Raw genomic sequence first — 14602 nt, forward strand, 5'->3', positions numbered from 1 at the left:
TGTCGTTCAGACCGCACAAGAATTGGCGGGCGTCGAACAGGCGACGTTTTTCCAGCCGAGCTCGAGACCGCAAGAAGAGAGCTTGCCAGATGATGCGAACCCAGAACGTTCACCTGTCGCATACGGTTTTATCCGTGAAGACGCCTCGAATGAAGTGGTGGGCGGTGCCTGGATCGCAACAGACCGATTCATTGACTCGGATCTTCATTTACAAGCCGAATTGGCGGAGCACCAACGCTGGCTTTTCGCGGCGCGGTTGTTGCCGGAGGCCCGCGGTCGCGGTCTCTATCCACGGCTGCTTCAGGCGGTGTTCGGTACCAAGGTCTCGCGCAAACCAACTGAAATTCGCAAAGAGGTTGGCCGCGTCGAAGGGACGGAAGTTTGGGCGGCAATCAATCCGGTGAACCACCGCAGCGTGAGAGCCCATGCTCGATTTCGAATCGCGACCGCGGGGCGGATTCACGTGATTCGAGTTGGCTCATTCGCCCTGGTTTGGAAAGTCGCCGTGGCGGACGGATACGAACTGGTGCTGAACCCAAGCTGGACATTGCAGGGAAGCGTGGTTCCGATTTCGATGCGAATTAGAAAGTTGGATCACGGCACCAAGAAACCTGCCCCGCATCCATCCGCTTCGTCTGCGTCCACTCATTGATCGTCGAGTCGGCCGATCAATGATGCTCGAGGCAATGAGACTCAGGGCGATCGAAGACGGTACCCCATGAAGGCACGCGTCTTGTGACGCCCAGCTCAATCGCAGGCTCAAGCAAAGTCCAGGTGTCCGTTCAGACGCCCATCGTTCCGGATGGAGTGGGTGCCGGCGTGCGATTTCCTGCGGCGGCTGACACCGCGGCTTGCTGCAGGTGAATCATCAGCTTTTTGTGATCGCGAACGACTCTTAGGAACTCATCTTCGCTGACGGGTTTTTGAATGTAGTCGTACACCCCTAGTTCATCGCAACGGGTTCGATAGGACGCGTCTTCGCAAGCGGTCAAGACCACGGTTGTGACGCGGGAGGCATCGGACTGCAGTTCGCGCATCTCTTCCAGGACATCGATTCCGGTGCCGTCGGGAAGGATCATGTCCAGGAGCAGCAGGTCCAAACGCGGGGCACGGGCAAAGATGCCGGTCCGTTTCATGAACAAAATGGCTTCGTGAACGCTGCGAACCAACGTCAGCCGGTGATGCAGACCGCTGCGACGCAGAGCATGAATCGTCACCCGTGCGTCGACCAGGCCGTCCTCGACCAACAGAATTTCCATTGGTTTGGTGCGTGAATCGCCTAGCATTCTACAGCTCCCTTTCGATCAGTTCGGCTTCGAGACGTTCATGACGGGTCATCTGACGTGTGAAGTGGGCAACTTGTTCGGCAAAGTTGACCACCGCCGATCGATCACAACCCCTGTATTGTAATTCCTCGGCTTGCTCAGCGAGATCACAAAGATCCAGATAAAGTCTTTGGTGTTGGTCGAGAGCCAATTGAAGCTGCTGCTGGGCTTGTTCGAAGCCAGGTGAATGGCACGCTGATTGGGGGGGCGAGCCGGAGGTTCGAAGGTAACCGTAGGATTCTTCCAAGCCAAATTGAAAGGCGATGAGGTCTCTCAATTCACAAAGGGCTCGTACAAATCGCTTGATGCGAGCCTGGCCGGTCGTTTCAGCGTCCCAATGTTCTGTTTCGCAGAGTGCTCTCAGTTCACTGGCTGCGAGCCATAGAGTCGGGTTGCTGTCCTTGATCTCTTGCAGAAAAGCTGCATTGATCAGGATTGTCAGGGAGGGATGGTCACCGTCCCTGACCGTCGCGGAGGGGACGCTCAATGAGCCGCCCGTCCGAATGTCGGGTTTTGCGCTCGTCATACCAATGCAATTCCTCCGTGCTTTGGTGGCCCGTGCTCTACTTGGGTGGCCCGTGATCTGGAAGACCCGTTTATGGAGGCCGGAGCAGAGACCTTGAGAGTACGATTGTGGGGGCTGGTCGTCAAGGAATTTTGCCGGTGCGGGGGCGTCGAATGTCACGTCATCGCAATTCATTGAGGCGCAGATTTCCTCTAGTCGCTGCGGTTTGCCAGACCTGCAGCGTCAACTGGGGGAGACGCTGTGTATTCCTGCAAGGTGTCGATCGCATTTTCAGGACACTTCTGCGTCGTTTCGTATTACGATCTTCGCCATCCCCCGGTTTGACGAGTGGACTTTTGAAGACATGATGTCACTTCAGCAGATGTCCCGCCTCACACGCCCACCCTCCCAACTTTTTTGATTCAATGAATTCAATGCGATTGCAACTGGTTGCTCGTTGGCTTTTTTTCGTCACCCTCGCAGTAGGGTTCACGCCAGCCTTTGCAGAAGAAACCGTTGGGAAGATCATTGAAAAAGCCAAAAACCTGGTCGACAGTGACGACCCGAGAGCCCCGGGAATGGATGCTTCCGGCGAACCGGTCGTCGATCCGATGCGGGAAATGCAGTCCAACGCGATCAAGAAGCAAGCAGCACCTTGGGGGCACTGGGGCAGCAACCCAAAGAAGTACAGCACTTGGACCAACCACAGCAATCGGATGGTGCCGCTGTACACGTTTGGCTACACGCTGAATGACCTGCGAGAGCAGGGAAGCCTGTACAGCAGCCCAGAACGCTTGCAGGAACACTTTGGACGCGTGGACGAGCAGACTCTGAATTCAAACGCGAGCTATCACGATCAAACCGACGTTTATGATCTGCAGATGGCGGCCGCCAAATCGGGCAAGCGGCACGTGATCCTGATGGTCTTTGACGGAATGGATTGGCCGACCACGCGAGCCGCGGCGTTGTATCACAATCGAAGCAATCGCTATGACACCGGCCGCGGGACTGGATTGTTGATCCAAGATTATCGCGGTACGAAGACGGACTTCACGTTCCTGGTGACCACACCGTTTGCTTCGAGTGCAAAGGTCGATGTGAATTCGCAAACGATCACTGCACCGAACAATCAGTCCACCGGCGGATACTCTCCTCGGCATGGAGGTCGTATGCCATGGCACGAACAATCGCGTCGTGATTATGTGATCGGCCAAGACCGACTGGTTCCTCACACGGTCGCTGATTCTGCTGCCACCGCAACCAGCTTGATGTCGGGCGTGAAGACTTACAACGGTTCGATCAACGTGATGCCCGATGGGACTCATGCGGTGCCCATTGCTCAAGCCTTGCAAGCCGATGGGTTCAAAGTGGGGTCGGTGACCAGCGTCCCGGTGAGCCATGCCACACCAGCCGCTTCGTATGCGAACAATGTCATCCGTCAGGATTATCAAGACATCAGCCGGGATCTCGTGGGATTGCCATCTTCTTCTCATCGCAACGATCCGCTGCCTGGGTTGGACCTGTTGATCGGTGGCGGATGGGGTGAGGGCACCGGAGCCGACAAATCTCAAGGTGAGAACTTCATGAAAGGCAACAAGTATTTTCACGAGTCGGATCGTGATGCGTTGAAGAAGAATTACGCAGAAGGAAAACCTGGCTCGTATGTGTTGGTCGAACGGACGGAAGGTCGTCCTGGTGCGGACGTGCTTCGAGAAGCCACTGAAAAAGCGATCGCGGAAGACGCTCGTTTGGTCGGGTTCTTCGGAACCAAAGGCGGGCACCTGCCTTTCCAAACTGCCGATGGGAATTTCAATCCAACCTTTGATGTCAAAGGAACGGAGCGTTACACCCAAGCGGACGTGGTTGAGAACCCAACTTTGTCGGACATGACTCAGTCCGCGTTGCAGTTTTTGTCAGCTCCGAAAAAGGGCACCGACGAACGGTCGAAGTTTTGGTTGTTGGTTGAAGCAGGGGATGTTGATTGGGCCAACCACGCGAATAATTTGGACAGCAGCATTGGTGCGGTTCTCAGTGGCGACAGAGCCTTCGCGAGCATTGTGAACTGGGTCGAAGAAAACGAGGCATGGGACGACGCCGCGGTGTTCGTCACCAGTGATCACGGCCACTTCTTGGTGATCGAAAACGTCGATGCGATCAGCAACGCGGCCAAGAAAGCCGCGGCGGCGAGCCGCTGAGTTGAACAAGCCCGTCGGATCCAAAGGAACTGAATCTCAATGGCTATTCGCTGGGGACTGATTGGGACGGGCGACATTGCCCACAAACGCGTTGCAGCGGCGATCAAGGGGGACGCACGTTCCAAATTGGTTGCCGTTTGTCGTCGTAGTGAACGAGAGCTGAATCAGTTCGCTGATCAACACGCCGTACCGCACCGATTCACGAACGCGGAGCAGTTGATCGCCTCGGACGAAGTCGACGCCGTTTACATTGCAACACCCGTCGACTGCCACTGCCCGCAAACGATCGCTGCGGCGAATGCGGGCAAGCTTGTCTTGGTCGAAAAACCGTGGGCGATCGATCCCGATCATTGCCAACGGATGATCTCCGCCTGTGAAGAAGCGGGAGTGACCTTGGGCGTCGCGTACTACCGACGTTTTTATCCTGCGGTTGAGCGGGTCAAGCAATTGATTGAATCAGGGACTTTGGGCCGTGTGTTGTCGATCGCTTGCGTGACCGGAAACCCCAACCGGTTCCCTGCCGATGATTGGCGGGTGGTGCTAGCTCGTGGTGGTGGGGGACCGTTGATGGACATTGGCTCTCACCGCTTGGATCTGTTCTTGCACCTGATGGGTGACGTCCAATCGGTTCAATCCAGCCGAATCGATTCGCCTGACTATGAAGCCGAGCAAGTGGCGACGTTGCTGATGCAATTCACATGCGGTGCTCACGGAGTATTGCAATGCTACTTCGGTACCACCAACACTCCCGACCGATTGGAAGTCATCGGAACGGAGGGGCGAGTGACCGTCGAAGATCTCAATGGCGATGAACTGATGCTGTTCACCGCGGAAGGAGTCTCGCGAGAATTGCATCCGCCGGCGGACAACCTGCACGCACCATTGATTGAGGACTTCACGCAGTCGCTGGAAAAAGGCCGCGTCCCGAAAATCGATGGTTGCCAGGGCAAGCAAACCAATGAGGTCATTGACATGGCGTACGCGAACGCTGGCGATTTGACTGGAGTTGCTGGCGTTCGAACTTGAGTCAATCGTCAGCGGGGGCGCCGTCTTTGAGCACGAACTTCGCTTTCAGCCGCGCAACCTCATCGGCCAGCCCCGCCTGGGTGACGCTCTTGAGAACTTCCGCGAAGTCTTTGTAGGCATCGGGAGCTTCATCGCGTGGGTAGACACGGCAATTGCTGATGACGTCGTGGTCGAGCAGGTTTTTGTCGATGGTCGATTGGCTGAGGTTCTTCTTTGCTTTGGTGCGGCTGAGTTGTCGTCCAGCACCGTGGTTGACGCTGAATGCCGACACGGATGCACCGGGACGGGCGACCATGATGCTGGAGCCGTCACGCGGATTTCCCGGCAACAGGATCGGGTGCCCGGTCGATTCGAAATCGGTGCCTGCTAATTGTTCATGCCCGGCTGGGAATGCCCGCGTTGCGCCTTTTCGATGGACCCACTGTTGGCGTCCGTTGACCGGTTCTTGGCGGGCGATGTTGTGGCTGATGAAGTAAATCAATTCGCCTCGGATTCCTGGGAACACTTCGCGGAAGGATTCGAGAACCAATTGATTGATCAGCAAATGGTTGACCGTCGCGAAATTCGCTCCCATCGCCATGTCGCAAAGGTAACGTTGTCCTTCGGGTGAGTCCGCCTCGGCGTAGCACAGTTGTGGATCACCGGCGGGAAACGCAATGCCGTTGGATTGGAAGTGCGACTTCATCGCTCGGAATTGCCCCATTGCCAAATCGTGACCAAATCCACGCGACCCACAATGAGACAAGAACGCGACGCGTCCGTGCTTCAGTCCCCACTGTTCGCCGATCGCCCGTAAGTCGGGGGACTGCGACAAGGAGACGACTTCGGCTTCACCAAAATGGTTGCCGCCGCCGTAGCTTCCTAACTGCCGAAATTTACTCTCAATCCGATCTTGTTTGTCTCGTTCTCGCCCCATCCACTGGAGTCTCGCTGCGAGCGTGTCGACGGATCCGTCCGGTGCAGTATGGGAGGCGTCTTCGCAGCGGTTTGCCCAGTCTTTGGGGATGCCCAGTTTCTTGAGCACGGACTTGGAGGCCCCTTCAGTAGCAAGTTGGAATCCCAGTGGGCCGTCGACGCTGCGACTCTTGGGGACGTGCCGTTGACCACGACCTGCGCCGGTAGGGACCCTTTTCGCGATCGCTTGGATCACTCGGCGGCGAACCTTCCAGTCCGAGATGGCCTCTTCCGGCAAATCGGTTTGCAGTAAACTCATGCTGCACTTGATGTCGACTCCCACAGGACCGGGATACACGTGAGTGGGCGAAACCATCACGCAGCCGACTGGGGCGCCGTACCCGACGTGTGCATCCGGATTCAACACCACTTGCGACACGCCCGGTGCCAGGCGACTGTTGATCGCTTGTTGAAACGTTTGGCCGCCAAATGATTGCCGGATGGGATTGGTGCCGATCACGGTGATCGGCGAGCATTCGTCACCGACGGGCAAGGTGGCGATCGCTGGGCCGCTGATTTGCAGCATTTCGTGCATGGTGTCCATTGCACCGTCCTTTGGAGTTCTTTCCTTCAGTTGATTGAACAACAAGAGAACCCAAGTTGCCAAAGGTTCGCGGGAAAACCTTTGCAACCCTGCTCGCTTCATCACTCGTTGCTGGTGAGTGTTCCGCGGAACAGTTCGATCAATTCAGTTTGGCGGTTGAAGAGGTCTTCGGAGAGAGGTCGTTCAACTTTGGGCAGACGCCGAGGCCGTTCCCGTTCTTGTTTGTCAGTTTGTGAAGGAGATGAAGTCTCGTTCGGCGGAAGTCCGGCGTCGTGGTTTTCGAACGGCGTCCAATCGGCAACCGATTCGATCTCTCCGAGGGACGAATTGGGGACCGAGGCCCCTTCCAAATGCGATGCCATCGCGATGGGGTGGTTTGGATGTTCGTTTCGAGCTTGGGAAGCGATTGGTTCTGCAGTGGGTGCCGGCAATTCGCTGAGCGTCGGTAGCTGGTCGACGAAGCTGTGCAGTGTTTTGAAGAGAGCGGAATCCGGTGGCAACGATGTGTTGGGTGGGCGGACGGAAGTTAGCAGGCCATGGTCCTGTTTGGCCATTTTCAGCAAGGGACTGGCCGCGGGATCGCCGGGAACGCAATGTTTCAGAATCTCGCGCAGGTTGGCCTCGGTGATTTGTCGGGTTGGGCGACTGGAGTGAATCGGACGATTCAGGTGGAAGTCTCCAACCTCATCTTTCCAATTCTGGTCGTGGCATTGAGCGCATCGAGCCAACAGGATGGGCTGAACTCTTGCGGTGAAAGCATGCAGCAACCAAGAGTTCATCACGTCTCGGTGCAGTCGATCAATCGGCGTGTTTTCCTCGGATGACTCCGCTAAATATGGACGCTCGTCGCCGTTGGTCGAAACCGCTGTGGCAACCTGCTCGTTCGACATCTCGACGTAGTTGGCCTGATGGACCTCACTGGATGTTGAATGGGATTCGTCGGGCTGGACAGCGTTTCGAAGCCTGGATTCCAGGTGCTTGGCTTCGGTGTTGTCTGGATCCAATCGGTAGACCAACATCAACTGCTGGACCGCTTGCGAATGCAGGCCGTGGTCAACGCACCAGCGAGCGGCCGACAAGGCTCGCATCAGCGGTCGTGCCGAGGTCCTGGGGTCACGCCATTTTTGGCGGAGTTCAAAGAGCGATTCCAGGCTGTCTCGTGCTCCGATCACCTCTTTGGCTGGGAGTCGAATTTCCGAACCACCCCGACGTATGACGACCGATTCGTCGGCGACCTGCACGTTTCCTCGAAGAACACGGTCATTGCGAAGCAGGACAAAATTGGTTGGGGCAACGTTGGACTCAGACGAGTCTGCAGTTGCCACGCCACGGCTCGCCGACGCACCGGATTGCGCCAAAACACTGGTGAGTGGGAGGGTCCCGCCTACCGCGAAGCACGCTAGCAAGAGCCAGAGGACGGAGAGCGGGCCTGACAACGGGGCGACGGCCCTGTTGCAGGCGGAACGCCGAAACGCGAAACGCCCCTTCACGAATTCAATTCGTGTTGGAGCGGTTGGGAGTGCGTCGTGCGAGGAGATTTGGTGCATGGTCAACGCAGCTACCAAAAATCGGTGTACCAAGTCAATGTATCACCCTGGTTTTTCGCATGGCATTTGGATCCCCCAAGATTTGACAGCATTTGACAAGGTCATGATTTCCGCGATTGAGAACCTTCACGGGGAATTGCGGCTTTGATTTTGCGGGACGCTTGCGTTTGGGCTTTCGGTCGCCAGTTGCTTTTCATGACACTTGGCGGGCTTGGTTTCGACGCAATTTTCAGTATTCACAGACACCTCGTTTCGACGATTCACCATGTTCCTTGACGGACCAATCATTCACTCCGGTCGTTCCCGAACCGCTCGACCGCCCGTGATTCCCACCGCGATTTTTGTGGGGGCAACCGTTTGTGGCTGGGCGGTATGCGCTGGCACCGCAAACGGTCAAGGTGTTGGATCGGGGGCTGATCGATCTCTTGCTCAATCACCTGCGCCGGAGCAGACGGTTCTGCAGGTCGCTGCGTTCACCCCGTTCCAAGCCGATGAGGCGTCTGGCACGTCGGCGAAAGGGACCAAAGAGAGCGTTCCCCAACCCAAGAATGACCTGAGCAACGTGGAGGCGGTTGCTGCGGAAATCGAATCGGTGAACAACAACGCGACCCTCGATCCGATGCTGAAGACTCGGTTGTTGGATTCACTGAAGAGTCTTCAGGCTGCGTTGACGGCGCGTCAGGAAGCTGTCAATCGCGTGGCGTCGTATGAGAAGTCATTGCTTTCAATGGCGGAGGAAAAGAAACGCTACAAAACGCTTGCTGCGCAAGAAGTGGTGATCGAGCCAATCGAAACAGATCGCTACATGGCGATCGAGCAAATTCAGCAGAGGCAAGCAGAGGCAAATCTCAGCTTGGACACCGCTCGCAGCAAGTTGCAGAAAATTGAGTCCGACATCGCGGCTCGGAAGGAGTCGTTGGAGAAACTGCCCGAGCAGATCGTTCAGGCTCGCAAAGAAATCGAAGCTTTATCAAGCGAAACGATTGGCGAAATCAACGATGATCCGGATGGACGTTTACGCCATGTCCGCGAGGCTGATTTGAAGGCCAGGTTGGAAGAAGCTCGCCAGCGATTGGCGGCTTACCAACAACAACAAACGCTCTTGGAATCACAAGCCGATTTGTTGCCGTTGATGAAGACAGCAGCGGAGAAGGAATTGGCCGAAGCGGAAGCGAAAGCGCAAGCCTGGTCGGCGACGCTCGCCAAGAAACGCCAGAGCGAAATCAGCAAAGACCTGAACGACTTCAAACGGAAAATGGAAGCCAATGGCGGCGATCCGAGTCAGTCGTTGATCTTGTCGCTCGAAGATCGGTGGATGCGAATCGCGGGGGAAAAGGATCGCATCAGTCGGTCTCTCACTGACGAAACGGCGGAACTCGACAAGTTGTCCGAACGCCGATCGAAAATCGAAAAGGACCTCGAAGAGAACCTTTCAACGTCTGGCGGTCTGAGCAGCACGTTGGGAGTCGAATTGTTGCTGCTCAAGAACAAACTTCCTAACCTCACGCCCATCCAAGCTCGTATTGTCGAGTTGCGTCGGAGCATCGAAAGCAACCGCGCGCTTCAGACTCAACTGGAATTGGCTCTCGAAGGAATTCTGGACAATTCATCCATCGGGCTCTCGCTGGAGAACATCGAAGGCATTTCGATTCCGCAGGGGGAATTGTCCGAGGATGAAGTTCGTTTGGTCAACAAGTTCATCTCCGACCTGAGTGACTACATCGTCCAAATGGTCAGTCTGCAAAGCCAGTTGGAACAAAAGCAGCGATTGGTCATCGACCTCAACTCGACGATTGATACGAAAATTGTTTGGATCAAAAGCCAGCCAGCGTTCCGGTTGAAAGACTTGGTGGTGTCATGGCAGGTTTTTCGTGCGATCGTGCACCCTGATAACTTGCTGCTATTGGCGACATGCGTGCTCAAGGGGTTGCTCAATCGTCCTGAGTTGATTGCGATTGGAGTGATCGCGATCTTCACGATTTTGTACGCGGGATCCCGTTTGCGTCGGCGAATTGCGACCCATGGGGAACGTGCTCGCAGTCGTCAAAGCGTTTCATTGAAACCAACGTTAGCGGCCACATTGTTGTCCTGGGCGTTGGTTTTGCCGTTGGTCGGATTGCTCTGGATCCTCGGCGACGCGTTGTCGGCCTCGGGAGCCAATGAAGCGATTGTTCGGGCGACTGCCAAGGCGTTTCATTTGGCGTCTGTGGCGGTGCTGCCGGTGGAATTGTTGCGGCAATGTTTGCGGCGTGAAGGGTTGGCCGTTGCACACTTTGGTGCCGACGAGACCGCCATCGCACCGCTGCGTAAGTGGTTGCGATTGATGATCGACATCGGCGTACCGTTTTTAATTTTTTATGGCATCGCGGAGAGTCTTGGACGCTGGCAAGCCGCAGCGGCACTCAGCCGTGTCATGTTTGTACTGGGAATGATTTTGATCAGCGTTGTCCTGTGGCGATCCTTCTCACCCGTATCCGGTGTCTTTTCGAAGCACATTCAGCTCAATCCAAATGGCTGGATGTCTCGGTTGCGGTTCATCTGGTTCGGTTTCATTTTGGCAGTGCCGCTTGCACTCGCGGTCATCGCCTTGATCGGCCTGAGTAGCGGCGCCCGGGTCTTGGCGGAACAGCTTTATTTAACCTTGTGGCTGTGCTTGCTGACTTACTACGTCAGCGGATTCGTCAACCGTTGGTTGCTCACCAACCGCCGTCGATTGACGATGGCGGTTCACCGAGAACGCTTGGAAGAATCAGAGCGTTTGGGGGCGGGCGGAGTCGAGATCGAGCCAAGCAATTCGATGGAAGCATCCGAAATCAATGCTCAGACAACTCGGTTGTTGCAGACGATCTTGTTCATTGTTGCATTGGTGGGAATTGCTCTGGTGTGGTCGCCGGTGTTGCCAGCGGTTGAATACCTGAATCAGGTCAAGTTGGGGTGGACCACCATCGACGCGGACGGCACGGTTTCTCCGGTCACGCTGAAGAACATTGTGTTTGCGATCCCGATCATCGTGTTGACTTGGGTGTCGGTGCGGAACTTGCCGGGTTTGATCGAAGGCGTGTTGCTGGAACGGTTGCCGTTGGACAAACCGGCCCGATACGCGATCACGACACTTGGTACCTACGGGCTGATTACGATCGGGATATTAATGACGGGCAAGGCGCTCGGATTGCATTGGCAAAACATCCAGTGGCTCGTTGCGGCCTTGGGCGTGGGACTCGGTTTTGGCCTGCAAGAGATTTTCGCGAATTTTATCAGTGGTTTGATTCTGTTGTTCGAACAACCGATTCGCGTTGGCGACGTCGTCACGCTTGGTGACACAACTGGCGTGGTGGCACGGATTCGAATTCGCGCGACTACCGTCACGAACTGGGATCGTCAGGAATTGATCATCCCGAACAAAGACTTGATCACCGGGCGACTGGTGAACTGGACCTTGAGCGACAGCACCAACCGGATCGTTGTCAATGTGGGAGTTGCCTACGGCAGTGACACCGAAGCCGCCTGTGATCTGCTGCGGTCGATTTGCGATGACCATTCTAAAATCGCGAAGGATCCTGGACCGGTGGTGACATTTGAGGGCTTTGGCGATTCGACTTTGAACTTGGTGCTCCGGTGTTATTTGTCGACGTTGGATGACCGTTTGAAGACCATTCATGAGCTTCACACAGAGATCAACAAACGGTTCAATGCCGCCGGTTTGGAAATCGCCTTCCCGCAACGCGATTTGCATTTACGTTCCTTGCCTCCGGAGTTGGCGGAACATCTAGCAGCTTCCGCAAAGAGTTGACTGGGTGGGACGTCCAGGGAAGGCCCGCTTTGAACTACAATGACCGCGAAAAGTGATGTTCTTCTTTTGGAGTTATTCTTTGATGCGGTTTCGTAGACTGTTGGCGGGTGTTTGTTTGCTCGGATCTTTGTCGGCCCCGGTTGCTGGTGTGTCGGCGGAGGAGACGTTGTCGTTTGACATTCGTTTGTTGACGCTGGACGCGAACGAGGGCATCGCAGCAGGAGATGTCGACGGCGATGGCAAGACCGACTTGGTCGCCGGTCGCAATTGGTTCCGCAATGGCGATTGGGCTCCCCGTCCCTTGCGAGCGATCGAAGATTGGAACGGTTACGTTCAGAGCAACGGCGATTACCTGTTCGACGTCGATTCTGACGGACGATTGGATGTCATCGCCGGATCGTTTTTGCCCACCGAAGTGAAGTGGTACCGCAATCCGGGCGAGGACGCTCTGCGTTTGGGAAAGATGTGGCCCGAGTCCACCTTGGTCGACACGGGAGCCTCCGCCAATGAAGGTCAATTGTTTGAAGATATCGACGGGGATGGTCGGCCGGAATGGATCGTCAACAGTTGGAAGAATGAAGTCCCGACGGTGATCTGGCGACTTGAACCGACTGAATCAAGAGCGGACGCGGAACCAACCTATGAAATGAAACGCCACGTTCTAGGGGAAGAGTTCAACGGTCACGGGATCGGAGTCGGCGACATCAATGGCGATGGTCGAAACGACATCCTGGTTGGTTGGGGATGGTACGAACAACCCGCTGAGAATCCCTGGGGGCAGCCCTGGATCGCTCACCGGGACTGGAAGTTGCATGCCAGTTTGCCAATGTTGATTGAAGACATTGACGAGGATGGGGATCAGGACCTGATCTATGGCGAAGGACACAACTACGGATTGCAGTGGTGGGAGAACATCGGCGTTGAGGAAAACGGATCGATTCAGTGGAAAAAGCACGAGATCGATCGCCGGTTCAGCCAGCCTCACTCGATGATTTGGGTCGACTTGGACGGGGACGGCAAACAAGATTTGGTGACGGGGAAACGCTATTACGCCCACAACGGAAACGATCCCGGCGGGAAGGAAGTGCCTTGTCTGTACTGGTACTCTTTCGATATTGCGTCAAAATCATTCCAACGCCACGTGATCGACGAAGGCCGCGTTGGAACCGGATTGCAAATCGTTGCTGAAGACTTCAACGAGGACGGCAAAACGGACTTGGCTGTGGCTGGAAAAAGCGGCACGTACCTTTTGCTCGCCAAACCCTGACGCCCTCTCAAAATATCGATGTCGCAATCTGCTTCGGACGCGAATGATCTCACGACGCCTTCGATTTCGATTGCGGATGCACAGAATCAGGTCGACCAGTGGATTCAAACCATTGGCGTTCGGTATTTCGACGAGATGACCAATTTGGCTCAATTGGTCGAAGAGGTTGGCGAGGTCGCACGAATTCTCTCCCGCACCAAAGGGGAGCAATCGACCAAGCCGGGAGCGGTTTTGGGGGAGTTGTCCGATGAGTTGGCCGACGTGATGTTCGTCGTGATTTGCTTGGCCAATCAATCAGGCATTGATCTGACGGATGCGTTGAGTCGAAACCTCGAGAAGAAAACTCGTCGAGATGTGTCACGGCATCGCAACAATGCGAAGTTGGTTGGCGACGTGACTGATCAAAAATCGAAGCCGTCGGAATCCTCGTGAGCTTTTTGGAAATCCTGGCTCAGCCGTCGACGTGGCAGTTGGTGAGCATCCTTTGCTTGGGGATCTTTGTGCAAGCGGCCGCCGGTTTCGCCGGCGGTTTGGTGATCGTTCCGTTGCTGCTGTGGGCGGGTTACTCGATCCCTGAAGCCCAAACTTCGTTGTTGGTTGCGACCATCCCACAGAATTTATGGGGCGTGATTTCGTTTCGTGATTCGCTGGACAAGAAACGTCTCGTTGGGCCTGGGGCAGCTCGTTTATTGTTCTTGCCCGCTGGCGTGTTGACGCTGCAGTGGATGGAATCGTTTTCGATGGTGACACTGCGGCAAGTTGTTGGCGCTGCGGTGTTGATGGCCACGTTGACAACCATGTTGTTTCGGCCACGTCCGCGAGATCAGGTCGATCCAATTTGGGGATTCCTCGTGTTTCCACTCTCTGGTTTTCTGCAGGGTTTGGTTGGGATGGGCGGTCCACCGATGGTGCTTTGGGTCCAAGCTCATGACTGGGACACACGGCGAATGCGTGGTTTTTTATTCTCGATGTATTTGATCAGTTTGGCGCCGGGAATTGCTGTTCTGATTTGGTTCTTTGGGGCTCGCGTGATTCCCCCGGCGTTGATTGCCGCTGCTGCGATTCCTGTTTTGCTGTTGGTCACTTGGGTTGGATTGCAGGTTGGCACCGCCTTGGGAGCACAGCGTCTGCGTCGGGTCACAATGGCACTGTTGTTGCTGATGGGGGTGGCTGGTTTGGCGGCACCTTGGTTGTCACCTGCCTGATTCTTGGTCCGTGACTTTTTGCAGCAGCACCCCACGGTCAAGATGCCGGCGTTGTCATTCTTGATTCTGATTTCGGTGGTCTTGTTCAGCGAAGCGGTGGGGACGCCGATCAGCAAAGGCGACGTCTACTGCGCGATGGCGTTCTCGATGAAGGTTGAGTTCTTGAACCTGCGGATGATGAAAAAATCCGCTGTCCAGCACGCTTCGTGAGCGAGCGTTTCATTCGGGCGATCGGGCGTAAGGC

12 protein-coding genes are annotated in these 14602 nt (G+C 55.6%); 8 read left to right on the forward strand and 4 right to left on the reverse strand.

Annotation, left to right across the window (positions count from 1 at the left end):
- The coding region (locus ACF8AM_RS06000; RefSeq protein WP_392554750.1) for a hypothetical protein at positions 1–652 on the forward strand (652 nt) is incomplete at its 5' end.
- Between the two features lie 130 nt (positions 653–782).
- Here ACF8AM_RS06000 and ACF8AM_RS06005 read toward each other — a convergent pair.
- Together ACF8AM_RS06005 and ACF8AM_RS06010 are read right to left on the reverse strand one after the other, a co-directional pair.
- Positions 783–1286 carry a response regulator gene (locus tag ACF8AM_RS06005; protein ID WP_392554751.1) on the reverse strand — a complete coding sequence of 168 codons (504 nt, stop codon included), beginning with the start codon at positions 1284–1286 and terminating at the stop codon, positions 783–785.
- A 1-nt stretch (position 1287) separates the two neighbouring features.
- Positions 1288–1851: a hypothetical protein gene (locus tag ACF8AM_RS06010; RefSeq protein WP_392554752.1), complete on the reverse strand. Its 564-nt coding sequence runs from the start codon at positions 1849–1851 to the stop codon at positions 1288–1290.
- Between the two features lie 413 nt (positions 1852–2264).
- Here ACF8AM_RS06010 and ACF8AM_RS06015 point away from each other — a divergent pair, with 413 nt between their 5' ends.
- Both ACF8AM_RS06015 and ACF8AM_RS06020 read left to right on the forward strand, forming a co-directional pair.
- On the forward strand, positions 2265–4025 hold the full coding sequence (locus ACF8AM_RS06015; protein ID WP_392554753.1) for an alkaline phosphatase: 1761 nt from the start codon (positions 2265–2267) through the stop codon (positions 4023–4025).
- A gap of 39 nt (positions 4026–4064) precedes the next feature.
- The gene (locus tag ACF8AM_RS06020; RefSeq protein ID WP_392554754.1) at positions 4065–5051 is read left to right on the forward strand and encodes a Gfo/Idh/MocA family protein; all 987 of its coding nucleotides are present in this window, start codon (positions 4065–4067) and stop codon (positions 5049–5051) included.
- A 1-nt stretch (position 5052) separates the two neighbouring features.
- On the opposite strand, the gene ACF8AM_RS06025 is transcribed toward ACF8AM_RS06020, so the two are convergent.
- Positions 5053–6549, reverse strand: coding sequence for an RtcB family protein (locus tag ACF8AM_RS06025; RefSeq protein WP_392554755.1), 1497 nt, complete (start codon positions 6547–6549; stop codon positions 5053–5055).
- A gap of 101 nt (positions 6550–6650) precedes the next feature.
- Complete coding sequence (locus tag ACF8AM_RS06030) at positions 6651–7874, reverse strand: hypothetical protein (protein ID WP_392554756.1); 1224 nt, start codon at positions 7872–7874, stop codon at positions 6651–6653.
- A gap of 487 nt (positions 7875–8361) precedes the next feature.
- Here ACF8AM_RS06030 and ACF8AM_RS06035 point away from each other — a divergent pair, with 487 nt between their 5' ends.
- The 5 genes from ACF8AM_RS06035 (at position 8362) to ACF8AM_RS06055 (ending at position 14568) form a co-directional block, all read left to right on the forward strand.
- Complete coding sequence (locus ACF8AM_RS06035; RefSeq protein WP_392554757.1) at positions 8362–11886, forward strand: mechanosensitive ion channel domain-containing protein; 3525 nt, start codon at positions 8362–8364, stop codon at positions 11884–11886.
- 148 nt (positions 11887–12034) lie between these two features.
- Positions 12035–13153: an FG-GAP-like repeat-containing protein gene (locus ACF8AM_RS06040; protein ID WP_392554769.1), complete on the forward strand. Its 1119-nt coding sequence runs from the start codon at positions 12035–12037 to the stop codon at positions 13151–13153.
- An 18-nt stretch (positions 13154–13171) separates the two neighbouring features.
- The gene (locus ACF8AM_RS06045) at positions 13172–13585 is read left to right on the forward strand and encodes a nucleotide pyrophosphohydrolase (RefSeq protein WP_392554758.1); all 414 of its coding nucleotides are present in this window, start codon (positions 13172–13174) and stop codon (positions 13583–13585) included.
- The gene (locus ACF8AM_RS06050; RefSeq protein ID WP_392554759.1) at positions 13582–14358 is read left to right on the forward strand and encodes a sulfite exporter TauE/SafE family protein; all 777 of its coding nucleotides are present in this window, start codon (positions 13582–13584) and stop codon (positions 14356–14358) included. The genes ACF8AM_RS06045 and ACF8AM_RS06050 overlap by 4 nt, the downstream gene beginning before the upstream one ends.
- A gap of 3 nt (positions 14359–14361) precedes the next feature.
- Entirely contained in the window at positions 14362–14568 is a 207-nt protein-coding gene (locus ACF8AM_RS06055; protein WP_392554760.1) for a hypothetical protein, read from the forward strand.
- Positions 14569–14602: the final 34 nt, after the last annotated feature.

The organism is Rhodopirellula sp. JB055, from assembly GCF_043100905.1.
Classification (GTDB): domain Bacteria; phylum Planctomycetota; class Planctomycetia; order Pirellulales; family Pirellulaceae; genus Rhodopirellula.

Excerpts from the sequence above, each read along its gene's own strand:
- ACF8AM_RS06005 (WP_392554751.1), bottom strand. The coding sequence starts at position 1,286 with ATGCTAGGCGATTCACGCACCAAACCAATGGAAATTCTGTTGGTCGAG.
- ACF8AM_RS06010 (WP_392554752.1), bottom strand. The coding sequence starts at position 1,851 with ATGACGAGCGCAAAACCCGACATTCGGACGGGCGGCTCATTGAGCGTC.
- ACF8AM_RS06015 (WP_392554753.1), top strand. The coding sequence starts at position 2,265 with ATGCGATTGCAACTGGTTGCTCGTTGGCTTTTTTTCGTCACCCTCGCA.
- ACF8AM_RS06020 (WP_392554754.1), top strand. The coding sequence starts at position 4,065 with ATGGCTATTCGCTGGGGACTGATTGGGACGGGCGACATTGCCCACAAA.
- ACF8AM_RS06025 (WP_392554755.1), bottom strand. The coding sequence starts at position 6,549 with ATGGACACCATGCACGAAATGCTGCAAATCAGCGGCCCAGCGATCGCC.
- ACF8AM_RS06035 (WP_392554757.1), top strand. The coding sequence starts at position 8,362 with ATGTTCCTTGACGGACCAATCATTCACTCCGGTCGTTCCCGAACCGCT.
- ACF8AM_RS06045 (WP_392554758.1), top strand. The coding sequence starts at position 13,172 with ATGTCGCAATCTGCTTCGGACGCGAATGATCTCACGACGCCTTCGATT.